We start from the raw sequence: 21,308 nt of genomic DNA, 5'->3' as shown, positions 1-21,308 counted from the left end.
CCCTCGCCGCCGCCGTCTGCAATGCCGGGGCGCTCGGGTCGATCGCGGTCGGTACGCTGACGCCCGAAGCTGCAGCGCACGACATCGTCCAGCTCCGCGCCGCGACCGACCGCCCTTTCAACGTCAATCTCTTCGTCCATGCGCCATGCGAGGCCGATCCGCCGCGCGAGGCAGCGTGGCTGAGCGCCCTCGCACCCGCTTTTGCCGAGTTCGGCGCCGAGCCGCCCACGCAGCTTGAGACGATCTACCCGACGCTGATCGGCAATGCCGAAATGCTGGCGACGCTCGTGGAACTGGCGCCGCCGGTGGTGAGCTTTCATTTCGGCCTGCCCGATCCCGACTCGATCGCCGCACTGAAAGCCGCAGGATGCCTCCTGTTCGCCACCGCCACCTCGCTCGACGAAGCCCGGCTTGCGAAAGATGCCGGGATCGACGTCCTGGTTGCACAAGGGTGGGAAGCGGGCGGCCATCGCGGCGTGTTCGATCCCGACGCGCCGGACGACCGCCTTGGCACCCTTGCACTGACCCGCCTGCTCGCCGCCCAGTCCGGTTTGCCGGTCATCGCCGCCGGAGGGATCATGGACGGCAACGGCATTCGCGCCGCGCTCGATCTGGGAGCGGTCGCAGCCCAGCTCGGCACGGCCTTCGTCGCCTGTCCCGAAAGCAACGCGGACGCAGCCTATCGCATGGCACTGGCCAGTGAATGCGCACGGCACACGACGATGACTGCCGCGATTTCCGGTCGTCCGGCTCGCTGCCTTGCCAATCGCTTCACCGCCTTGGGCGCAACCGGGGAGCTGCCTCCGGTCGCGCCCTATCCGCGCGCCTATCATGCCGGCAAGGCGCTCAACGCCGCCGCCAAGACTGCGGGCGAAGGCGGTTTCGGAGCGCAATGGGCAGGCCAGGGCGCTCCCCTTTCCCGCCCGATGCCCGCGGCCGAACTGGTCGCCCGGTTGGCCGCGGAGCTTGCGGCTACTCGCTGACGGCCTTGCCGTCGGTCCGATACTTGTCGAACCACGCAAGGATTGCGGAAACCTTCGCCGCCGACTGCGATGGCCGCGCGGCAATACCGCCGTGGCTGGCGCCGGGTACCTTCACCATGGCAGTGGGCACGCCGCGGATCTGCAGAGCGGCGTAGTACTGCTCGGATTCGCTGACCGGGGTGCGGTAGTCGTCGCTGCCCACGACCACCAGCGTCGGCGTCTTCACATTGCCGACCAGGCTGAGCGGCGAGCGGTTCCAGTAAGACATGGGATCTTCCCAGGGCTTCTTGTCGAACCAGTAGCGCGAGGTGAACGGCGTCGAGTCCATCGTCAGCGCTTCGCTGATCCAGTTGATCACCGGCTTTTGCGTCGCGGCAGCCTTGAACCGGTCGGTCTTGCCCACAATCCATGCCGTCAACACGCCCCCGCCCGAACCGCCGGTGACGAACAGGTTGTTCGGGTCGGCCACACCATCGGCAATCGCTGCATCGACAGAGGCCATGAGGTCGTCGTAGTCGGTGCCGGGATAGGCGCGGTCGATGAGGTTGGCGAACTCTTCGCCATAGGACGTGCTGCCGCGCGGATTGGTGTAGAGCACGGCATAACCATGCGCGGCATAGAGCTGGTAATCGGTGGCGAAGACAGGAGCATAGGCCGTGTTCGGCCCGCCATGGATCTCAAGAATCAGGGGCGCCCGCTGGCCCGGCTGCAGGCCCGGAGGCGTCACCAGCCAGGCATCGATCGGCCTGCCGTCGGGCGCAGTCACCGCCAGCTTGCGCACCGGCGCCATCGCCTTGTCTGCCATCCAGGTTGCGTTGAGGTCGGTCAGCTTGCGCCCCGTACCGCCATTGGACACCCACAGGTCCGCCGGACGGCTCGTGGTCCCGGCGGTATAGGCGATGCGCCCGCCCTTCGAGACACTGAAGCTGCCACCGGTATAGGGCCGGTCGTAATGCCCGCCCGGAGTCAGTCCGGAAACCACCGGCTTGATCGACCCGTCGAGACCGACGCGCGCCACCCGGGTCTGTGCCTCATCGTCGTACTGGACGTAAAGGCCGTTATTGCCCGCCCACTCCACCGCGTCGATCGATCGGTCGAGCTTCGGGGTCAACAGCCTTACGCCGCTGCCGTCGGCGTTCATGACGTAGAGATCGGAGTTCTCGTAGGAGCGGTTGACGTCGTCGTAGCCGACATAGGCGATGTGCTTTCCGTCGGGCGAGACGATAGCACCCCCATCAGGACCCTGCCGGGTCGTCAGCGCGCGGATCGCGCCGCTTGCGACGTCGACGCTGTAAACTTCCGAATTGTTGATGTCGCGCTCCCAGTCTTCATGCCGGTTGGCACTGAAGACGATGCGCTTTCCATCAGCCGTCCAGGACAGCGGGCCGCCATCGTCGAACTTGTCGAAAGTGACCTGGCGCGGCGCGCCGCCATCGGCGGACACGACGAAGATATGGTCGAAGCCCGGTTCGAAATAACCGGCTCCGTCGAAGCGGTAGGTCACACGGTCGATCACCTGCAGCGGCTCGGCCCATTGCGCACCTTCGGGGCGGCCTTCCGGCTGCGAGCCCAGCTTCGTACCTTCACCCGGCACGCGCATGGTATAGGCGATCTGCCTGCCGTCAGGCGACCAGGCAAGCGCGCCCGGGCTGTCGGGCAGGTCGGTGACGTTGACGCTCGCCCCGCTCGCCAGCCAAAGTACGTAGAGCTGCGGAGAGGAACTGCCGTCGCTCGAGACATAGGCGATGCGCTTGCCATCGGGCGACCAGCGCGGGGCCATGTGTGCGCCCGGTCCGGCGACGAGCGGACGCTGCTCGCCCGTGGACACATCGACCAGCCACAGCGAGGGTTCGACCTTGTCGGTCATGATGTCGGCGCTGCTTCGCACGTAGACGATCGTCGATCCGTCCGGCGATATCTGCGGATCGGTAACGCCCTGCAACTTGAACAGGTCGTCAGGCGTAAAGCTGCGTTCCGGCCCGGAAACGGAGGACTGCTGCTCTGCTGCAACGGCAGGGACGAGTGGGACGGACGCCATAGCCAGGACGCTGACGGCGATTCGGAACTTCATGATGGAATGCAAGAGAGTGACCTCCTGATGCGGGGGGATGAACGGTTGTCTCGCGCGCTTCGTCGAAAAAATCCACCCCGGTCTTGCCGGAAGGAAGATCGGGGATGGAATTGCCGAATTTCATGATATTGCTCCGCCAATGGAGACAAAGCGCCCCTCTGCATACGGCCTTGAAGACTACGCATTCATCGGCCTCGTCATACTCGTTACCATCGCCTTCGCCTGGCTTCTCGCACCCTATTTCGGGGCGGTGCTCTGGGGCATCGTCGCGGCGATCCTGTTCGAACCGATGACCCGCAAACTGGAGGCAAAGCTTGGAGGCAGGCCCAATACGGCCGCGGCGCTGGTGCTGCTTCTCCTGCTGGCGATCTTCATCCTGCCTGCCCTGTTCCTGGGAGCCAGCCTCGTACAGGAAGCGACGTCTCTTTATGATCGGATCAGCAGCGGGCAGATCGATCTGGGTGCCATGCTCCAGCGCATCCGCGCCGCCCTGCCCGACCAGATCGGCAACACGATCGCACGCTACACATCCACCGATTTCGAGACGCTGCGGCGCGAATTCGGCTCCGGCATCGCCAGTGGCCTGCAAGACATCGCCTCGCGCCTGCTCATCGTCGGGCAAGGCGCCCTCAGCTTCATCGCTGCGCTGGGCGTGATGCTTTACCTCACGTTCTTCCTGCTGCGCGATGGTGAGCGCTACGGTGAACTGGTGCGCACCGCGATCCCGCTGAGGCCGCATTTGCGCGATGCGCTGCTCGACCATTTCATGCTGGTGGTACGCGCCACGATGAAGGGCACCGTCGTCGTCGCAGTGATGCAGGGCCTTGTCGGCGGCCTGATCTTCTCGGCTCTCGGCATCGAAGGCGCCCTCCTGTGGGGCGTGCTGATGGGCTTCTTCTCGCTGCTGCCGGCCGTCGGCACCGGTATCATCTGGGTTCCCGTCGCTGGCTACCTGCTGGCGACCGGAGACTACGTCCAGGGCGGGGTGATGGTCTTCTGCGGCGTGTTCATCATCGGCATGATCGATAACCTGCTGCGCCCGATCCTCGTCGGCCGCGACACCCGCATGCCCGACTTCGTGGTGCTGATTGCCACGCTGTCGGGTCTCGAACTGTTCGGTCTCAACGGCTTTATCGTCGGCCCGGTCATCGCCGCGCTGTTCATCGCCGTATGGAACCTGGTTTCCGAGGCAAAGGGCGCCGGCAGCCTGACAAACATAAAGGGCACCGAAGCAAGCAGGCGCGCGCAGGCCGCCGAAGCCGAAAACCAGGCCGATGCCGCCGCCGAATCGGAAGCCGAGGCGCACCCCGGCTGAATCAAAAACCGGTCACGCCCCAAACGGAGGCGCGGTCAGTCCTTCTTGAACGGGTTCTTCGGGCTGCGCAGCGTGATGCGAATCGGCACGGCCTCAAAGCCGAGTTCACGCCGCAGACCATTGATCAGGTAGCGTCGATAGCTCTCTGGCAGCAGGTCGAGACGCGTACCGAACAGCACGAAGCCCGGCGGGCGCGTCTTGGCCTGGGTGATGTAGCGCAGCTTGATTCGCTTGCCACCCGGCGCTGGCGGCGGATTGGCCGAAAGGGCATCGTCGAACCAGCGGTTGAGCGCAGAGGTCGGCACGCGGCGGCTCCAGGCCTCGCGGATCGAAAATGCCGCCGCAATCATGTCGTCGAGGCCCTTGCCGGTACGTGCCGAGACTGCGAGCAGCGGCACGCCGCGCACTTGCGCAAGACCGTCGTCGAGCGCGGCACGAATGCCGTTGAACAGCTTCGAGGCATCCTCCGCCACGTCCCACTTGTTGATCGCGATCATCAGGGCGCGGCCTTCCTCCAGAACTTTGGAGGCGATCTTGAGGTCCTGGTGCTCCAGCCCCTTGGTCGCATCGAGCAGCAGGACCACGACTTCGGCGAAGTCGATTGCGTGGCGCGCATCGGCCACCGCCATGCGCTCCAGCTTCTCGACGACGCGCGCTTTCTTGCGCATGCCCGCAGTGTCGATCAGGCGCACCTCGCGTTCATCGCCGGTCTTGGGATCGGTCCAGAGCCAGTCGATCGCGATCGAATCGCGGGTGATCCCCGCCTCAGGACCGGTCAGGAGCCGGTCTTCACCGAGAAAGCGGTTGATCAGCGTCGACTTTCCGGCGTTCGGACGACCGACGATGGCCAGCTTGAGCGGCGCCTTGAGCAGCGCTTCCTCGTCGAATTCGGCTTCCTCTTCCTCGACCGGCTGCAGCGGCTCCAGATGCGGCAGCAGGGCTTCGAACAGGTCGCCCATGCCCTCGCCGTGTTCGGCCGAAATCGCCACCGGATCGCCGAGGCCAAGCGAGTAGGCTTCAAGCAGACCGCCCTCGCCCGCGCGCCCTTCCGCCTTGTTGGCGAGCACGATGACCGGCACCGGCGAGGCGCGCAGCCAGTTGCCGATTTCCTCGTCGAGCGGCGTCAGTCCGGCGCGCGCGTCCACAACGAACAGCGCGACGTCGGCAGTCGCCAGCGAGGCTTCGGTCTGCTTGCGCATCCGTCCGGGCAGGGTTTCCGCTTCGTCGTCTTCCCAACCGGCAGTGTCGACGATCTGGAATTTCAGCCCGAGCAGTTCGGCATCGCCGAAGCGCCGGTCGCGCGTGACGCCGGGCTGATCGTCGACGAGCGCGAGCTTCTTGCCGACCAGACGGTTGAACAGGGTGGATTTGCCGACGTTGGGCCGGCCTATGATGATGACTTGCGGGAGCATGATGGCGACTCGCTTGGGGATTTCCGAAGGCTTTGGCAAGCACCCGGCAAACATCCGGCAAATTCTTGCCGCTCCGTTAACCCAATTTTGCAGGCAAACGATAACTGTGCCTAGGTGATCTTGCAGGCATGAAAGGTTACTGCACAGCAAGCATTCTCGCATTGAGCGCGGCCGTAATCTCTCCGGCAAGTGCCCGCAGCGCGATCGACGCTATCGTGTCCAACGACGATTCCGGCAGCGCGGGCAGCCGCCCTCTTTCATCGGGTTCACCGAGCGCATCGGGCAATTCCGACTATCTGGAATGCGTGCCCTTCGCGCGGCAACTGTCCGGCCTGCAGATCTATGGCGATGCCCATACCTGGTGGAAGCAGGCCAAGGGCCGCTACGCCCGCGGTTTCGAACCGCGCGTCGGTGCCGTCCTGGCGATCGAGCCGCACGGCAACTCCACACTCGGCCATGTCGCAACGGTCACGCAGATCGTCGATTCCCGCACCATCCTGGTGAGCCATGCCAACTGGTCGGTTCCCGGCAAGATCGAGCGCAACGTCAGCGTTCTGGATGTCTCACCGGAAAACGACTGGAGCCAGGTGCGCGTCTGGTACGGCCCCGCCCACAACCTGGGCGCATCGCACTGGCCGGTCGCGGGTTTCATCTACAACGCCGAGCCCGGCGCGCTTCCCGCCGCAAGGTCGACCCGCGTTGCCTCCGAGGGCGATTCGGCAGCGTCGCAGGCGGAAGGCAAGAAAAAGGGCCGCCACAGCGACCCCATCGGCGACATCATCGCCGGAAACTACTGAGTTTACCCGAAAGGGGCCGGACCTGCGCCAGTTGGCAGGACCGGCCCCGAAACTCTCAATCGCGACGAGCGCTTACTTGGCGACGGGCGCGTCTTCGCCGAGATCCTCGTACCACGCTTCGACCGGGCCGCTCAGCTTGATCGTCAGCGGATTGCCGCGACGGTCGAGCGTCTTGCCTGCCTGAACGCGCACCCAGCCTTCGGAAATACAGTATTCCTCGACATTGTTGCGCACGGTGCCCTTGAAGCGGATACCGATGCCGCGACGCAGCTTTTCGGCATCGAAGAACTCGCTCTTCGGGTTGATGGCAATGCGATCGGGCGGCACGTCCGGGCCGGAACTGGTCTCTTCGGTCATGTCCCGCGCTTTAGTCGGCAATGGACGCTTGTCAATTCGTCCGGAGTTGTCTAGGGGCGCGCTTCCGCATTTGGAAGCGGGCGCGTAGCTCAGCGGTAGAGCACACCCTTCACACGGGTGGGGTCACAGGTTCAATCCCTGTCGCGCCCACCATCCCCTGCCGGGATGGCACCATCGGAAACTTGCCGAAATCCCTCCATTGATCGCAATCAATGCGCCTCTAGTCCCATCGGGCGCATGGCTCCTTCATCGAAGGAGGGAAATGCCATGTTCAAGACAAATGTCGGCACGATGGACCGATTGGGCCGCATCGTTCTGGGGATCATCCTCATCGCCCTCGTCTTTGTAGGACCGAAGACGGATTGGGGCTGGGTCGGGCTCGTTCCTCTGATGACGGGACTGTTCAGCACGTGCCCGCTCTATTCCATGTTCGGGATTCGCACCTGCAAGGCCGAGTGACACAGGCTATCTCGCGCTTGCGCCGGACTCGCCGAGACGGCATAGCCCGGCGCCATGCATGATATCCGCCTGATCCGTGAAAACCCGGCCGCTTTCGACGCCGGTCTCGCTCGCCGCGGGGTTGAACCCGCTTCCGCCCAGATCCTCTCGCTCGACGAGCAGCGCCGCGCGGTCGCAACGCGCATGCAGGAAAGCCAGAACCGCCGCAACGAGGCATCGAAGGCAATCGGCAAGGCGATGGGCCTGGGCGACGCGCAAACCGCCGAGGCGCTGAAAGCCGAAGTCACGCAACTCAAGGAAAGCCTCCCCGCGCTCGAAGCCGAGGAGAAGGAACTGACCGCCAGGCTGCATGACGAACTGGCACGTCTGCCCAACATCCCCGTCGACGAGGTTCCCGACGGCGAAGACGAGACGCAGAACGTCGAAGTGGCGAAGTGGGGCACCCCGCGCGAATTCGCCTTCACGCCCAGGGAACACGCGGATCTCGGCCCTGCGCTCGGCCTAGACTTCGAGACCGGCGCGCTGTTGTCGGGTGCGCGCTTCACGTTCCTCAAGGGCCAGATGGCCCGCCTGCACCGCGCCCTTGCGCAATTCATGCTGGACACGCAGACCGCGGACAACGGCTATATGGAATGTAACGTCCCGCTGCTGGTCAAGGACGATGCCGCCTTCGGCACCGGACAGCTTCCCAAGTTCTCCGAAGACTTGTTCCAGACTACCGACGGGCGCTGGCTGATCCCCACCGCCGAAGTCAGCCTGACCAACGCGGTGCGCGAACAGATCGTCGATGCCGAGGCCCTGCCCCTGCGCATGACAGCGCTCACCCCCTGCTTCCGTTCCGAGGCGGGTGCGGCGGGCCGCGACACGCGCGGCTTCATCCGCCAGCACCAGTTCGAGAAAGTCGAACTCGTCACCGTCTGCAAGCCGGAAGAAAGCGAAGCCGAGCACGACCGCATGGTTGCAGCCGCCGAGGGCATCCTTCAGGCGCTGGAACTGCCCTATCGCAAGGTTCTGCTTTGTGCCGGCGACATGGGCGCCACCGCTCGCAAGACCTTCGACCTCGAAGTCTGGCTGCCCGGCCAGGGCGCCTACCGCGAGATCAGCTCGATCTCGAACTGCGGTGATTTCCAGGCGCGCCGCATGAACGCGCGCTACAAGCCCGAAGGCAGCAAGAAGACCGAGTTCCTGCACACGCTGAACGGCTCGGGCCTGGCGGTAGGTCGCACCCTCGTAGCCGTGCTGGAAAACTACCAGCAGGAAGACGGTTCGGTCGCGGTACCGGAAAAGCTCAAGGCCCGGATGGGTGGGATCGAGAAGCTGGAGCCGCTCGCCTGAGCGACGCGCCGGCGTGAATTCGCCGGCATGTAGCCCCGGACAATGGGCCCCGAAGGCGATTCGGGGCGACGAAGGAATTTGATCAATGCGTATCCTTCTCACCAATGACGACGGCATCAATGCGCCGGGTCTCTACGTTCTCGAGAAGATCGCGGCACAGCTTTCCGACGACATCTGGATCTGCGCGCCGAGCGAGGAACAGTCTGGGGCCGGCCACTCATTGACCCTGACGCGCCCGGTGCGTCTGCGCGAACACGCGCCTCGCCGCTACTCGGTTACCGGAACGCCGACCGATTCGGTAACGATGGCGCTGCGCAAGGTGCTGCCCGGCGCGCCCGACCTGATCCTGTCGGGCGTGAACCGCGGCGCGAACCTGGGCGACGACATCACCTACTCGGGCACGGTCTCGGCCGCCATGGAAGGGGCGTTGGCCGGCATTCCCTCGATCGCGTTGAGCCAAGTCTATTCCAAGGAAGGCGTCGGCAACAACGTCGACTTCTCCGCTGCCGAAGAATGGGGCGCCAAGGTGCTGCGGCCATTGCTCGACGCGCCCTTCGCGCCGCGCACGCTGATCAATGTCAACTTCCCCGCGATCCCCGCGCACAAGGTTAACGGCATCCGCGTGGTGAGGCAGGGATTCCATGATTACGCCCGCGGTTCGGTGGTGGAAGGCATTGATCCTAGAGGTTTTCCTTACTTTTGGTTTGGTTTACACGGCATTGAGCATACCCCGGGTCACAACACCGACCTGGAAGCCATCGCGGAAGGATTTGTCTCGGTGACGCCATTGCAGCTCGACCTGACGCACGATGCGTCGATGTCCAATCTGGTGGATCGCTACAAGGCATGAAGGCCCCTCTACTGCTCGCCGCGGCAGCTGTGCTGCCGGGACTGGTAATTGCGCCGACGCAGGCACAGGCCGCCAATGCCGCGCAGGAAGCGGTCCATGTGGTGGAGCCGGGCGAAACCCTGAACGGGATCGCCAACCGCGCTGGCGTGGATGCAGGCGATCTTGCCAAGGCGAACAACCTGCAAGCGCCATTCGTGGTGCGCGTCGGGCAGGAGCTGGCGATCCCGCGGGGCAGCGCGACAGACAGCAGTCCCGCAGCGGCCAGCGGCACCTATGAAGTTACCTTCGGCGAAACGCTCTACGGCATCGCCAATCGCACCGGCGCGCCTGCCAGCGCTATCGCCAGCGCAAACGGGCTTGAGCCGCCTTACGTGCTGCGCATCGGCCAGAAGCTGACCATTCCCGGCAAGACGCAGGACACCGGCACCGTCAGGACCGCATCGCGGGAGATCGCCGCGCGCACCGAATCGACCTCCATCATCTCGCCCGAGCAGGAGACGGTCCATAGCGTCACCCCCGGCGAAACGCTCGGCGGCATTGCCGCACGCGCCAAGGTTGCCCGCATCCTTATCGCCGAAGCCAATGGGCTGCAGCCGCCCTATATCGTCAAGGCCGGTCAGAAGCTGCAGATCCCACGCACCCGCCGCCACACCGTGAAGGCGGGCGACACCGGCTTTGCGATTTCCTACAAGTACGCCGTGCCCTGGGACCAGATCGCCACCGCCAATGGTCTCGATCCGGAGGCACCGGTCAAGCCAGGTCAGAGCCTGCTGATCCCGACCCTGCTCAACCTGCAGAAGAGCGCGACAGCACAGCCCGCGGTTTCGGCCGCTGTGCCCGCACCCATCACGCCCGCCGCAAGCAAGTCGCGCTTCCTCTGGCCGGTCTACGGCCCGGTCCGCCGCGATTTCAGCAGCGGCGCGAATTATCACGACGGTCTCGACATCACCGCTGCCAAGGGCACGATGGTCCGGGCCGCAGCCGCCGGTACGGTCAAGTTCGCCGGCAAGGAAAAAGAGCAGTTCGGCAATCTCGTCGTGATCGATCACGGCGATGGCTGGTTCACCGCCTATGGTTTCCTCAGCCGCATCACGGTCAAGGACGGCGCCAGGGTAGCCGCCGGCGAGCGGATCGGGCTCGTGGGAGACACAGGCCGGGCCAAGGGCGACGAACTGCACTTCGAAGTGCGCCGTGACGGCAAGCCGGTAGACCCGCTGGACGAACTGCCCAAGTCACCCTAAGCCTCGGTTATGTCGAAGAAGCGGCCCAACCCGGCACTGTTCAAGCCGCTGCGTCGCGCTATCGGCGTCCCGGTCTGGGCCGATGTCGCCATTCGCCTCGGGCTGGCGCTCGGACTTATCTTCCTCGTCGTCATGGTCCACTGGCTCGATCGCGATGGCCTGAAAGACACGCACGACGGCACCGTCAGCTTCCTCGACGTCGTCTATTTCACGATGATCTCGATCACCACGACCGGCTTCGGCGACATCGCCCCGGTCAGTGACAAGTCGCGCCTGATCGAAGCGGTCATCGTCACACCGATCCGCCTGGCGGTGATCTACATCTTCGTCGGTACGGCCTATAATTTCATCATCAAGCGCAGCTGGGAGACTTGGCGCATGAAGCGCATCCAGGAACGGCTCGAAGACCACATCGTCGTGCTCGGCTACGGCGTCAGCGGGTCCGAAGCGGTACAGGAACTGATCGCGCGCGGCACCGATCCCTCGTGCATCGTCGTCATCGACCCCAGTTCGGCAAGACTCGCACTTGCGGAAAGCGCCGGCTGCAACGTCATGGAGGGCGATGCCACACGTGACGAGACGCTGGAAGCCGTGCGCATTGGCAAGGCCCGCTCGATCCTCGTGTCGGCAGGCCGCGACGATACCACGATCCTCATCATCCTGACCGCCCGCCATGTCGCCCCCAAGGTGCCGATCACGGCGGTGGTGCGCGCCGACGACAACGAACTGCTGGCCCGACAGGCCGGGGCCGACAACGTGATCAACCCTGTGCGCTTCACCGGCCTGTTACTGGCCGGGTCGGCGGAAGGCCAACACATCTCCGAGTACCTGTCGGATCTCGCGTCGGTCACGGGCCGCGTCCAGCTCGTCGAACGCAAGGTCAAGCCTGACGAGATCGGCAAACCACTTGAGAAGATCGCGACCGGCAAAGGCTTGCGGATCTACCGCGGATCTCGCGTGATCGGCTTCTGGGAGCCGGACGCCAACGCGCTGGAGCCCGACGACCTGATCGTCGAGATTTCCTACGCCAGTTGCGACCCGGCCTGATTTCTCTGGATCAACCCAGCGCCCAGAACACGAGGCCCATGGCAAGGTAGGCAACGAGCCAGAACGCACAATCGAACACCCGCCGCATCGGCTCAGTGCGATTGCGCAGTTCGACCAGCCAAACGGCGGGCATCACGAAAGCAATGGCGATGCCCCCGGTCTGCATGAAGTAAAGCCATGGCTTGGCCTGCAGCGTCTCAACGCCGATCCGGGCGAAACTGTGCCCGAACATCGCCGAGCTCACGAACATCAGCACAGCCACGAGGATATAGTTCCCTCGCGTTTCCGCCTTGCCGGGAATCAGCTGGCCGCTCTTGCGGGTAAAGGTGCCGAACCACGCAATGCTGATGCCAAGGGCCACTGCCGCGGCGATAACTACCGCCACCCAGTTTACCGGACCCATGCAGAAACTCCTTCCCGATTCAGGCCATATCCCATTGAAAAAGCCTTGTTAGCCACAGTCTCGCAGCCTTCGGCATCAGGCGCAAGCGTGCGATTGCGCATGCTTGGAAAAGCTGCGTTTCATTCAATTCGTGACTCATCGCCTCAATCGGCGTATCGGGCGCGCCATCCCATGGCCATAGAACTCCCCTCCCCGCCGAAGGTCGGCATGGTCAGCCTTGGCTGCCCCAAGGCCCTTGTCGACTCCGAACGTATCCTCACCCGACTGCGTGCAGACGGCTACACGATGAGCCCGGACTATGCCGGTGCCGACGTCGTGCTGGTCAACACCTGCGGCTTCCTCGATTCCGCTAAGGAAGAGAGCCTGGCAGCGATCGGTGAAGCCATTGCCGAGAACGGCCGTGTCATCGTGACAGGCTGCATGGGCAATGAAGCCGAGACGATCCGCGCCCGCTTCCCGGACGTGCTCGCCGTGACCGGTGCGCACCAGTACGAAGCCGTCGTCGAAGCCGTTCACGAAGCCGCGCCGCCGGATCTCAGCCCCTACCTCGACCTGATCCCGCAGGCTTACGACGAGGCAGGGGTCAAGCTGACGCCGCGTCACTACAGCTACCTGAAGATTTCAGAGGGCTGCAACCACGCTTGCGCGTTCTGCATCATCCCACAGCTGCGCGGGAAACTCGCCAGCCGCCGCATCGACGCGGTGCTGCGTGAAGCGGAAAAGCTGGTGCAGGCCGGAACCCGCGAACTGCTGGTGATCAGCCAGGACACGTCGGCCTATGGCGTTGACGTGCGGCACGAGGAACGTTCGTGGAAGGACCACGCGGTCCGCACCCACATGACCGACCTCGCCCGCGAACTGGGCCAGCTCAGGGACGCACAGGGCCGCGCCCCTTGGGTGCGCCTGCACTACGTCTATCCCTATCCACACGTCGATGCGGTCATCCCGCTGATGGCCGAGGGGCTGCTGACGCCCTACCTCGACATTCCGTTCCAGCACGCCGCGCCCTCTGTCCTCAAGGCGATGAAGCGCCCCGCCAACGAAGCCAAGGTGCTCGAACGCCTGCGCTCCTGGCGCGAGATCTGCCCGGACATCGCGATTCGCTCCAGCTTCGTCGTCGGCTTCCCCGGCGAGACCGAAGCCGATTTCGAGTACCTGCTCGACTGGCTCGAGGAAGCGCAGCTCGACCGCGTCGGCGCATTCCGCTTCGAGCCGGTTGCAGGCGCTGCAGCCAACGACCTGCCGGGCGCCGTGCCGGAAGAGGTCAAGGAAGAGCGGTACGCCCGGATCATGGAAAAGACCGCCGCGATAAGCGCCGCCAAGCTTCAGTCCAAAATCGGCCGAATCCTGCCCGTCATCATCGACGAGGTGGGCGAACCGGATGAGGATGGCGACATCGGCGCAACGGGACGTTCGCAAGCCGATGCACCGGAGATCGACGGTAACGTCTTCCTCCGCGATGTCGGAAAAGACCTGCAAGTCGGTGATATCGTTGACGTTCTTGTCGAAGATGCGGACGAACACGACCTGTTCGGAGCACGCAGCGATACCTGACCCGGATCGCCCTCAGGACATTCCAGTTGCAAAACATGCAACTTCAGGAAAATTTTTCGCATTTGCGGAATGACCCGATCACGAGCATATGGAGCGGGCCTTTCAGGCATCCTCTCCCAAATAAACTTCCATGGGCCGGTCTTCGGATCGGCCCTTTTTTTGTCCGCTTCGGGCTTTTCCCGTGATTTGAAACGCGGCGGCGGTAAGAGGATGCAGTGAGCATCGACAGCGCCCCCCTCGACATCCTGATCGTCGGCGCCGGCATTTCCGGGATCGGCATGGCTGCTCACCTGCAGCGCAATCTGCCCGGAAAGCGCATGGCCATCCTCGACAGGCGCGAAAATCTCGGGGGAACCTGGGACCTGTTCCGCTATCCCGGCGTGCGATCGGACAGCGACATGTACACACTGGGCTTCGCTTTCGCGCCATGGTCGGGCGAAAGGTCGGTGGCGCGCGGCGAGGAAATCCTGTCCTATCTGGGGCAGGTGGCAGCCCGGTACGACCTCGACCGCCACATGCATTTCTCGCACGAAGTTACCCACGCCGATTGGGACAGCAGCCAATCGTTCTGGCGCGTGACCGCGAAGACCGCAAAGGGCTCCGCCGAATTCCTGACCCGGTTCCTGTTCCTCGGCTCGGGCTATTACGACTACGACGTGCCCCACGATCCGCAGATCGCCGGACTCAACGACTTTGCAGGCCCGGTGCTGCATCCGCAGTTCTGGCCGCAGGATTTCGATCCTGCCGGTAGGCGCATTGCCGTGATCGGTTCGGGCGCGACTGCGGTGACGCTGGTTCCCGCCCTTGCCGATGCCGGCGCCCGCGTGACGATGGTCCAGCGCACGCCAAGCTGGTTCCTCGCCCAGCCTGCCCGCGACCTGTTTGCGACCTCCGCCGCGAAAGTCCTGCCGCGCCGCTGGGCTTACAGCCTTACCCGCCTGCGCAGCAACGCGCTGCAGTACTGGTTCTTCAACAAGTCGCGCCGCGAGCCCGAGCAGATGGGCGCCTGGCTCAAGCAACGCATTCGCGATCAACTCGGCGAACACTACGATGAAAAGGCCTTCACCCCGCCTTACGGCCCCTGGGTCCAGCGCATGTGTTTCGTACCTGACGGGGATTTCTTCAAGGCGATCCGCGAGGGCCGGGCTGCTCTCGCCACTGGCGCCATCGGGCGCGTCACCGCCGATGCCATAGAACTGGAAAGCGGTGAGCGTGTCGACGCCGATGCCATCGTCACGGCAACCGGCCTGCGCCTGGCGACCCTGGGCAAGATCGCAATTTCACTCGACGGCAGCCCCGTGAACTTCGGCGAGCACTGGTACTATCGCAATTGCATGTTTTCGAACGTACCCAATCTCGCCGCCGTATTCGGCTATCTCAACGCGGCATGGACCGGCCGGGTCGACATGGTGAGCGAATGGCTCTGCCGCCTACTCGGCCAGATGGATGCGTGGGGTGCCGATACGGCTGTGCCGTTCCTGCCCCCCGACCATGACCTTGAGGCAGATGATCCCCTTGCCGGCTATTCTTCGGGTTATCTCCAGCGAGGCCGCCACCTCATCCCGAAAAGTGCAAGCCGTTCTCCCTGGCGGCTCAGCCACGACCTCATGCGCGACCGCCGCGAATTCCGGGAATTGCCGATCGATGACGGGCATTTGCGGTTCAGTCGCGGAGGTCGGCAATTATAGCCCGCCGCGGCTAGCGATCCGTGCGCATTTGTCCTAGCCATGCGGCCATGGCCGAATCCACGCGAATCTACACCGCCGCCCTCGTCGTCATCGGCGACGAGATTCTGTCCGGACGCACCCACGACAAGAACATCGCCCAAGTGGCGAGCTGGCTGCAGATCCAGGGGATCCGCCTCGCCGAAGTGCGCGTGGTGGCGGATAACACGCCGGCCATCGTCGAGGCGGTCAACACCCTGCGGGCCCGCAACGACTACCTGTTCACTACCGGCGGCATCGGGCCGACGCATGACGACATCACTGTCGATGCAATCTCCGAGGCGCTTGGCGTCGAGGTCATCGTCCACCCCGAGGCCCGCGCCATCCTCGAGCAGTACTACGAGACACGCGGCGGGCTGACCGATGCCCGCCTGCGCATGGCCCGCACGCCGGACGGGGCCGACCTGATCCCCAACCGTTACACCGGCGCCCCCGGCATTCGGCACGGCAACATCTTCATCATGGCGGGCGTGCCAAGCATCACCGCCGGCATGCTCGATGCTCTTTCAGGCCAGCTTGAAGGCGGCGCGCCGCTGCTGTCCGAGACCATCGGCTGCTGGGTCGGCGAGAGCGAAGTGGCGGACCTCCTGCGCGAGACGGAAAAGGCATTCGCGACCTGCCAGATCGGCTCCTACCCGTTCTGGCGCGAAGGCCGTACCGGCGCCAATTTCGTTATCCGTTCGACCAGCGCCGATGACCTTGCCGCCTGCACCCGCGCACTGGTTCGGGGCCTTGAAGCCATGGACCGGCCGGCCGTTGCCGGTGGCATCTAAGGCCACCATAGCGCCCCTGCTGCTTTCGCTTGCGCTCAACGGCTGCGCCAGCGCCACGCTGGTTCGGTTCGAACGGGCCCTTGCCGCGCAGGACAGCGCGACGCTGGCACTGCAGGACTGGTGCATGGCAAGGGGGATCGGCAATCCTCCTCGGGTTTCCGCCAATGCCGTCCGCAACGACGATGCGCCCCTGCCTTCGGACGCGCTCGACCTGCTGCGCGTGGATGACAAGGCGAACCTGGGGTATCGCCATGTCAAGCTCGACTGCGGCGGGGTGACGCTGTCGCAGGCACATAACTGGTTCGTGCCATCGCGCCTGACGCCGGAAATGAATGCCGCGCTGCGCGAAACCGATACGCCCTTCGGCACGGTCGTCGCCCCGCTTCGCTTTACCCGCCAACGCCTCGCCGCATTCCGTGGCCGGGCGGAGGGCTGCCCCCAAGGGACGATCCTCTCCCACCGCGCCGTGCTTCAGCTACCCGATGGGCGGCCGATCAGCCTCGTCGTCGAATGTTATCAGGCCGCTGCGCTGCACTTACCGGATGGCGCGTTCACCGCGGACACCTTGCCAATCGAAGCGGACTGAGCCCGGACCATCCGGGCAAAGAAAAGGGCCGGCAAGGTTTCCCCCGCCGGCCCATTCCTAACCGTTTGCCCGGTCCTGAAAGAATCAGGCGCCGGCGACCTCGGTCGTGTCGATCTTGAGGCCGGGGCCCATCGACGAAGACAGCGAGATCTTGCGAACGTACTTGCCCTTGGCGCCCGAAGGCTTGGCCTTCACGATCGCGTCGACGAATGCGTTGAAGTTGGTCTTCAGATCTTCGTCCGAGAACGACATCTTGCCGATACCGGCGTGGATGATGCCCTGCTTCTCGACGCGGAACTCGATCTGGCCGCCCTTGGCGTCCTTCACGGCCTGCTCGACGTTCGGGGTGACGGTGCCCAGCTTCGGGTTCGGCATCAGGCCCTTGGGGCCCAGCAGCTTACCGAGACGGCCGACGACGCCCATCATGTCCGGGGTGGCAATGACGCGGTCGTAGTCGAGGTTGCCGGCCTGCATGTCTTCCATGAGGTCCTCGGCGCCCACCTTGTCGGCGCCAGCAGCGAGAGCGGCCTCGGCCTTGTCACCCTTGGCGAACACGGCGACCTTGACGGTCTTGCCGGTGCCGGCCGGGAGCGAGACCATGCCACGGACCATCTGGTCAGCGTGACGCGGGTCGACGCCCAGGTTCATCGCGACTTCAACGGTCTCGTCGAACTTGGTGGTCTTGAGTTCGCGCAGCAGGGTCAGAGCCTCACCGACGGGGTAGTGCTTCTGGTTGTCGCCCAGCTTCTCGGTGAGTGCCTTCTGCTTCTTGTTCAGCTTTGCCATGGAATCAGCCCTCCACCACTTCGAGACCCATCGCGCGGGCCGAGCCTTCGATGATGCGGGTAGCCGCTTCGATATCGTTGGCGTTGAGATCCTTCATCTTGATCTCGGCAATCTCGGACAGCTTCGAGCGCGCGATCTTTCCGGCCGAAACCTTGCCGGGCTCCTTCGAGCCGGACTTGAGGTTGGCAGCCTTCTTGATGAGGAAGGTGGCAGGCGGGGTCTTGGTGACGAAAGTGAAGCTGCGATCCGCATAGACCGTGATGATGGTCGGGATCGGCATGCTCTTTTCGAGCTCCTGCGTGGCGGCATTGAACGCCTTGCAGAATTCCATGATGTTCACGCCGCGCTGACCCAGAGCAGGGCCGATCGGCGGAGAGGGGTTGGCGGCGCCCGCGGGCACCTGCAGCTTGATGTAACCTTCGATCTTCTTGGCCATGAGGCCGCTCCTTTCACACTTTCGCGCCGGACCCCGCGCAAATTGGCGAAATCGGGCGCTCATGTTTAGCGGTATGACGGATGCACCGGGCATCCTCCCGCCGGGAATCGCACCGGCAGGGCCGGTCCGAAGGGCGCGCCCCTAAACGATATCCGGAGAAAAGGGAAGAGACAGTTGCACGGCGCAGGCACCCGCCGACCCGTGAGATCACACCGGACTGGTCCTTCCTGCGCCGATATGTCGCTTGCGCCGCGGCCATGCCCGCCGGATCGCCCGGCGGCTCGGCTGCTCTGCCATGCGATAGCACGAGTCTGCCAGGATCAGGACCGTACCGGCAAACGCGGCAATCACGACCACTTGCGCCGTGCCCTTCCCGGGCAAACCGCGCGACGGCGAAGTCGGCCAACCGGCCGCGAGTCAGGGGCTCACTGCCCTCACCTGCGTTCTGCCCCAGACAGACGTGCGCGAAAATATAGCCGGAGATGAGCAAGAAGAGGTCGACCAGGGTCCAGCCCCAGTCGTAAATCCAGTGATAGAGGCGCGGCTCGTCCCCATGCATGCCTGCGGGGAACAACTGCTGCGTATGATAGAGGAAAGCGACACCGCAGGCGGCCAGCCCGCGCAATCCGTCGAGACGTGTCAGCCTCCCGACATCGCGCCCTGGCTCATCCGCCGCCCGATTCATGCCAACTCCTGATTCGCTGGCGGCTCTTAGCCCCTGCTCGGTAACGCCCGGGTTAAGCTGACATCGCGCATGTCGATGCGGCCGCGCACGAGGCGCCGGGTCGGCACTTCGGCCAGCAGATAGAGCAGTTCGGACGCGATCAGGACGGCCAGCCCGTAAAGCAGGGTCGCGCCGAGCATGAACCAGCCGCTGCCTTCCTGCCTGCCCATGATCCGCACGATCAGGTCCAGCATCGGCACATGGACCAGGAAAATCGCGTAGCTGCGATCGCCCAGCCAGAGCAGGACGCGGCTTTCCAAAAGCGGCACTCGCAGGGCCAGCAGCAGCAGGGACGGCCAGGCCAGGAGGCTGAGCGGCAGCAGCGGGCTGACATTGCCCATGTCGAGCGCAATGGCGAGCGCGAAGATGACCGAGAGCACGAGCGGGGACGACTTGCGGAGCTCGACCCGCCGCCGCCACAGGATCTGTCCGATAAAGAAGCCGAGTATGCCGCGCATCAGCAGGTCCTGATTCCACGGCCCGCCCGGCAGACCGAAAACGAGGATGAACACCGTACTCACGAAAATGGCGGCGATCGAAACCTTGAGGAGTGTCGGCCGTCCGGCGTGAAGCGCCAGCCCGAAGAAGCCGCAGCAGATCGCTTCGACCGAGACGAGCCAGGCAGACGGATTGAAGGACTGCACCGCTGGCTGCACCAGCCCCTGCAACATGAGCAGGTGGGTCAGCAGCGCGGCCTCGCCGTTTTGCGGAAGCCCCCAGTAGAGCGCGGCGCACAGGACCAGCAGCAACAAATGGAGCGGATAGAGGCGCGCCAGGCGCCCGAATGTGAAGGACGCCAACTCATCGCGGCTGCCGAGCCCTCGCCCACCGATATAGATGTGCGCAAAGATGAAGCCGGAGATGACGAAGAACAGGTCGACGATGCTCCAGCCCCAGGTATGGAGCCAGTCGATCACCGGTCCTGCATGGTCGAACGAACCTGCCGTGAAGAGAGCCTGCGCCTGGTAGCCAAGGACAATGACCAGAACGGCAATGCCGCGAAGGCCGTCGAGTTGCCCCAACCGGACCACGCCCCCTCCAAACGCGTCGTGCGTTTGTCGCATCTTCAATTCCCCCAAATCTTATGCACAGGGTAGCGACCGATTAGTTAATATCACGCTAAGTCCAATCCAACACCCTGATACACGACGGAATTCGGTATGATCACGCCTGTTATGCAACACGAAACAGGTGATTGCCGCGCACTGCATACCAAGGTATATAGCACGATATGGAAAATGGTAACGCGAAAGCCACCGATCTGATCGCCGAACTCGGGTTCCTGTGCCTGGGAAGCCGTTTTCGCCGTCTGGGCGAACGTTTGCAGGCGGGCGTTTCCGAACTCGCCGGGTTGGAAGGCATTACCCTGCAACCTGCCCAGTTTCCGATCATTGTCGCGCTGGAACATGGTCCTCTGACTGTCGGTGCGCTGGCCCGGCGGCTTGACCTGAGCCAGCCCGGCATCACCCGCGGCATCGGCAAGCTGCTGGTCGAGGGCCTGATCGAGCAAGTCGAGAACGATGGTGACCAACGCCTGCGCGCCTTCACCCTCAGCGATGCCGGCCGCGCGCTTCTGGCGCGCGTTCAGGAACGCGTGTTTCCGCTAGTCCAGCGCGCCGTGGCCGACTTGTGCGAAGGGCCCGCCGACGACCTGCTGGGCCATCTCACCCGCCTCGATCATGCCCTGGCAATGACCCCGTTCGAACAGCGCCTGCGCGCCATGCTTAGTGAAGGGAGCGGATCATGAGCGAACATGTCCTCGACCGTCTGATCTGGAATGCCCTGACCGGCGAGCAGGCCGGGTTCGCCATCGGATCGGGCAAGGCCCGGCGCTATCGGTCGGACATCGGTCCGCTCGCAGCAACGCAGGACCGCTCGCGGGAAAGCCAGGCAGATCTTGCCGCCCTCGTTCGCCAGCACGGCTCCCTGTTCATCGTTGAACTGGAGCAAGAGGCGAGGCAAGCGATGGAGCCCGATGGAACGCGCGTTGCCAAGCGCCGTCAGGGAATCCAGCTCGTTTTCTCAGGTGAACGCCCTGCCCTCGACGATGCTGCATTGGTGAGGCTTGACCGCGACCACTACCCGCAGATGCTGGAACTGGCGCGACTGACCGAACCCGGCCCGTTCGCGGACAGCACTGCCGACTTGGGCCAGTTCTGGGGAATGTTCGAAGAGGGAAGGCTCGTCGCCATGGCCGGGCAACGCATGCGGGTCCCGGGCTATGTCGAAGTCAGCGGCGTCTGCACGCTTCCGCAAGTGCGCGGGCGGGGCCTGGCCTCGCGGCTGATGCGCAAGGTTATCGCCGATATCCTGGATGAAGGCCGCGTGCCGTTCCTGCATAGCTATGCGGACAATGAAAGCGCGCTGGCGCTTTATGGACACCTCGGCTTTGCCGAGCGCGCCCGCGTCTGGATGACGCTGTACGACGCCGCACCCTGACAGGCGCGGCGTCGTA

21 protein-coding genes and 1 tRNA gene are annotated in these 21,308 nt (G+C 64.3%); 15 read left to right on the top strand and 7 right to left on the bottom strand.

Features of this window, described 5'->3' with window-relative positions:
• Positions 1-983 (top strand): nitronate monooxygenase family protein (locus SPHV1_RS14795; protein WP_054946799.1); only part of this gene is annotated, 983 nt, incomplete at its 5' end.
• On the opposite strand, the gene SPHV1_RS14790 is transcribed toward SPHV1_RS14795, so the two are convergent.
• Positions 973-3,054, bottom strand: a complete 2,082-nt coding sequence (locus SPHV1_RS14790; RefSeq protein ID WP_054946798.1) for a S9 family peptidase — start codon at positions 3,052-3,054, stop codon at positions 973-975. The genes SPHV1_RS14795 and SPHV1_RS14790 overlap by 11 nt on opposite strands.
• A gap of 139 nt (positions 3,055-3,193) precedes the next feature.
• Between SPHV1_RS14790 and SPHV1_RS14785 the strand changes: the two genes are divergently transcribed.
• A complete protein-coding gene (locus SPHV1_RS14785; protein WP_054946809.1) occupies positions 3,194-4,369 on the top strand; it encodes an AI-2E family transporter in 1,176 nt (391 codons plus the stop codon).
• 35 nt (positions 4,370-4,404) lie between these two features.
• On the opposite strand, the gene der is transcribed toward SPHV1_RS14785, so the two are convergent.
• Complete coding sequence (gene der / locus SPHV1_RS14780) at positions 4,405-5,781, bottom strand: ribosome biogenesis GTPase Der (protein WP_054946808.1); 1,377 nt, start codon at positions 5,779-5,781, stop codon at positions 4,405-4,407.
• A gap of 161 nt (positions 5,782-5,942) precedes the next feature.
• On the opposite strand from der, the gene SPHV1_RS14775 reads away from it, so the two are divergent.
• Positions 5,943-6,578 (top strand): CHAP domain-containing protein, encoded by a 636-nt coding sequence (locus SPHV1_RS14775; protein ID WP_369817921.1) that lies wholly within the window; start codon positions 5,943-5,945, stop codon positions 6,576-6,578.
• Positions 6,579-6,650: 72 nt separating this feature from the next.
• Here the strand turns inward: SPHV1_RS14775 and SPHV1_RS14770 are convergent, their stop codons facing one another.
• Complete coding sequence (locus tag SPHV1_RS14770) at positions 6,651-6,935, bottom strand: DUF3297 family protein (RefSeq protein ID WP_054946796.1); 285 nt, start codon at positions 6,933-6,935, stop codon at positions 6,651-6,653.
• Positions 6,936-7,013: 78 nt separating this feature from the next.
• Between SPHV1_RS14770 and SPHV1_RS14765 the strand changes: the two genes are divergently transcribed.
• From SPHV1_RS14765 to SPHV1_RS14740, 6 genes are all read left to right on the top strand, one after another.
• Positions 7,014-7,088, top strand: a tRNA-Val gene (locus SPHV1_RS14765).
• Between the two features lie 114 nt (positions 7,089-7,202).
• Entirely contained in the window at positions 7,203-7,394 is a 192-nt protein-coding gene (locus SPHV1_RS14760; protein WP_054946807.1) for a DUF2892 domain-containing protein, read from the top strand.
• Between the two features lie 54 nt (positions 7,395-7,448).
• Positions 7,449-8,729: a serine--tRNA ligase gene (serS, locus tag SPHV1_RS14755; RefSeq protein WP_054946795.1), complete on the top strand. Its 1,281-nt coding sequence runs from the start codon at positions 7,449-7,451 to the stop codon at positions 8,727-8,729.
• Between the two features lie 85 nt (positions 8,730-8,814).
• Positions 8,815-9,579: a 5'/3'-nucleotidase SurE gene (surE, locus tag SPHV1_RS14750; protein WP_054946794.1), complete on the top strand. Its 765-nt coding sequence runs from the start codon at positions 8,815-8,817 to the stop codon at positions 9,577-9,579.
• Complete coding sequence (locus SPHV1_RS14745) at positions 9,576-10,820, top strand: LysM peptidoglycan-binding domain-containing protein (protein ID WP_054946793.1); 1,245 nt, start codon at positions 9,576-9,578, stop codon at positions 10,818-10,820. Before surE ends, SPHV1_RS14745 begins: the two co-directional genes overlap by 4 nt.
• Positions 10,821-10,829: 9 nt before the next feature.
• Positions 10,830-11,867 (top strand): TrkA family potassium uptake protein, encoded by a 1,038-nt coding sequence (locus SPHV1_RS14740; protein WP_054946792.1) that lies wholly within the window; start codon positions 10,830-10,832, stop codon positions 11,865-11,867.
• A gap of 10 nt (positions 11,868-11,877) precedes the next feature.
• On the opposite strand, the gene SPHV1_RS14735 is transcribed toward SPHV1_RS14740, so the two are convergent.
• A complete protein-coding gene (locus SPHV1_RS14735; protein WP_054946791.1) occupies positions 11,878-12,270 on the bottom strand; it encodes a DUF1761 domain-containing protein in 393 nt (130 codons plus the stop codon).
• Between the two features lie 171 nt (positions 12,271-12,441).
• Here SPHV1_RS14735 and rimO point away from each other — a divergent pair, with 171 nt between their 5' ends.
• From rimO to SPHV1_RS14715, 4 genes are all read left to right on the top strand, one after another.
• Positions 12,442-13,824, top strand: coding sequence for a 30S ribosomal protein S12 methylthiotransferase RimO (gene rimO / locus SPHV1_RS14730; protein WP_054946790.1), 1,383 nt, complete (start codon positions 12,442-12,444; stop codon positions 13,822-13,824).
• A gap of 215 nt (positions 13,825-14,039) precedes the next feature.
• Positions 14,040-15,512: an NAD(P)/FAD-dependent oxidoreductase gene (locus tag SPHV1_RS14725; protein ID WP_082431021.1), complete on the top strand. Its 1,473-nt coding sequence runs from the start codon at positions 14,040-14,042 to the stop codon at positions 15,510-15,512.
• Between the two features lie 47 nt (positions 15,513-15,559).
• The gene (locus tag SPHV1_RS14720; RefSeq protein WP_054946789.1) at positions 15,560-16,321 is read left to right on the top strand and encodes a molybdopterin-binding protein; all 762 of its coding nucleotides are present in this window, start codon (positions 15,560-15,562) and stop codon (positions 16,319-16,321) included.
• Positions 16,311-16,907 carry a hypothetical protein gene (locus SPHV1_RS14715; protein WP_054946788.1) on the top strand — a complete coding sequence of 199 codons (597 nt, stop codon included), beginning with the start codon at positions 16,311-16,313 and terminating at the stop codon, positions 16,905-16,907. Before SPHV1_RS14720 ends, SPHV1_RS14715 begins: the two co-directional genes overlap by 11 nt.
• 84 nt (positions 16,908-16,991) lie before the next feature.
• On the opposite strand, the gene rplA is transcribed toward SPHV1_RS14715, so the two are convergent.
• The 3 genes from rplA to SPHV1_RS14695 all read right to left on the bottom strand — a co-directional run bounded on the left by rplA (position 16,992) and on the right by SPHV1_RS14695 (position 19,917).
• Positions 16,992-17,693, bottom strand: a complete 702-nt coding sequence (gene rplA / locus SPHV1_RS14710; RefSeq protein ID WP_054946787.1) for a 50S ribosomal protein L1 — start codon at positions 17,691-17,693, stop codon at positions 16,992-16,994.
• A gap of 4 nt (positions 17,694-17,697) precedes the next feature.
• Complete coding sequence (rplK, locus tag SPHV1_RS14705; RefSeq protein WP_054946786.1) at positions 17,698-18,129, bottom strand: 50S ribosomal protein L11; 432 nt, start codon at positions 18,127-18,129, stop codon at positions 17,698-17,700.
• Between the two features lie 711 nt (positions 18,130-18,840).
• Positions 18,841-19,917: an acyltransferase gene (locus SPHV1_RS14695; RefSeq protein ID WP_054946784.1), complete on the bottom strand. Its 1,077-nt coding sequence runs from the start codon at positions 19,915-19,917 to the stop codon at positions 18,841-18,843.
• Between the two features lie 167 nt (positions 19,918-20,084).
• Here SPHV1_RS14695 and SPHV1_RS14690 point away from each other — a divergent pair, with 167 nt between their 5' ends.
• Together SPHV1_RS14690 and SPHV1_RS14685 are read left to right on the top strand one after the other, a co-directional pair.
• The gene (locus tag SPHV1_RS14690; protein WP_054946783.1) at positions 20,085-20,600 is read left to right on the top strand and encodes a MarR family winged helix-turn-helix transcriptional regulator; all 516 of its coding nucleotides are present in this window, start codon (positions 20,085-20,087) and stop codon (positions 20,598-20,600) included.
• Positions 20,597-21,292, top strand: a complete 696-nt coding sequence (locus SPHV1_RS14685) for a GNAT family N-acetyltransferase (RefSeq protein WP_054946782.1) — start codon at positions 20,597-20,599, stop codon at positions 21,290-21,292. The genes SPHV1_RS14690 and SPHV1_RS14685 overlap by 4 nt, the downstream gene beginning before the upstream one ends.
• The last annotated feature ends 16 nt before the right edge of the window (positions 21,293-21,308 follow it).

It is taken from the genome of Novosphingobium sp. KN65.2 (genome assembly GCF_001368935.1).
Lineage (GTDB): Bacteria > Pseudomonadota > Alphaproteobacteria > Sphingomonadales > Sphingomonadaceae > Novosphingobium > Novosphingobium mathurense.
This window is presented reverse-complemented; position numbering and strand designations above follow the sequence as displayed.

What these genes read in the sequence shown, in the direction of transcription:
- SPHV1_RS14770 (WP_054946796.1), bottom strand. Translation starts at nt 6,935, where the DNA reads ATGACCGAAGAGACCAGTTCCGGCCCGGACGTGCCGCCCGATCGCATT.
- serS (WP_054946795.1), top strand. Translation starts at nt 7,449, where the DNA reads ATGCATGATATCCGCCTGATCCGTGAAAACCCGGCCGCTTTCGACGCC.
- rplA (WP_054946787.1), bottom strand. Translation starts at nt 17,693, where the DNA reads ATGGCAAAGCTGAACAAGAAGCAGAAGGCACTCACCGAGAAGCTGGGC.
- SPHV1_RS14685 (WP_054946782.1), top strand. Translation starts at nt 20,597, where the DNA reads ATGAGCGAACATGTCCTCGACCGTCTGATCTGGAATGCCCTGACCGGC.
- SPHV1_RS14690 (WP_054946783.1), top strand. Translation starts at nt 20,085, where the DNA reads ATGGAAAATGGTAACGCGAAAGCCACCGATCTGATCGCCGAACTCGGG.
- SPHV1_RS14740 (WP_054946792.1), top strand. Translation starts at nt 10,830, where the DNA reads ATGTCGAAGAAGCGGCCCAACCCGGCACTGTTCAAGCCGCTGCGTCGC.
- surE (WP_054946794.1), top strand. Translation starts at nt 8,815, where the DNA reads ATGCGTATCCTTCTCACCAATGACGACGGCATCAATGCGCCGGGTCTC.
- SPHV1_RS14720 (WP_054946789.1), top strand. Translation starts at nt 15,560, where the DNA reads ATGGCCGAATCCACGCGAATCTACACCGCCGCCCTCGTCGTCATCGGC.
- SPHV1_RS14695 (WP_054946784.1), bottom strand. Translation starts at nt 19,917, where the DNA reads ATGCGACAAACGCACGACGCGTTTGGAGGGGGCGTGGTCCGGTTGGGG.
- SPHV1_RS14745 (WP_054946793.1), top strand. Translation starts at nt 9,576, where the DNA reads ATGAAGGCCCCTCTACTGCTCGCCGCGGCAGCTGTGCTGCCGGGACTG.
- SPHV1_RS14735 (WP_054946791.1), bottom strand. Translation starts at nt 12,270, where the DNA reads ATGGGTCCGGTAAACTGGGTGGCGGTAGTTATCGCCGCGGCAGTGGCC.
- rimO (WP_054946790.1), top strand. Translation starts at nt 12,442, where the DNA reads ATGGCCATAGAACTCCCCTCCCCGCCGAAGGTCGGCATGGTCAGCCTT.
- SPHV1_RS14790 (WP_054946798.1), bottom strand. Translation starts at nt 3,054, where the DNA reads ATGAAGTTCCGAATCGCCGTCAGCGTCCTGGCTATGGCGTCCGTCCCA.
- SPHV1_RS14785 (WP_054946809.1), top strand. Translation starts at nt 3,194, where the DNA reads ATGGAGACAAAGCGCCCCTCTGCATACGGCCTTGAAGACTACGCATTC.
- rplK (WP_054946786.1), bottom strand. Translation starts at nt 18,129, where the DNA reads ATGGCCAAGAAGATCGAAGGTTACATCAAGCTGCAGGTGCCCGCGGGC.
- der (WP_054946808.1), bottom strand. Translation starts at nt 5,781, where the DNA reads ATGCTCCCGCAAGTCATCATCATAGGCCGGCCCAACGTCGGCAAATCC.
- SPHV1_RS14760 (WP_054946807.1), top strand. Translation starts at nt 7,203, where the DNA reads ATGTTCAAGACAAATGTCGGCACGATGGACCGATTGGGCCGCATCGTT.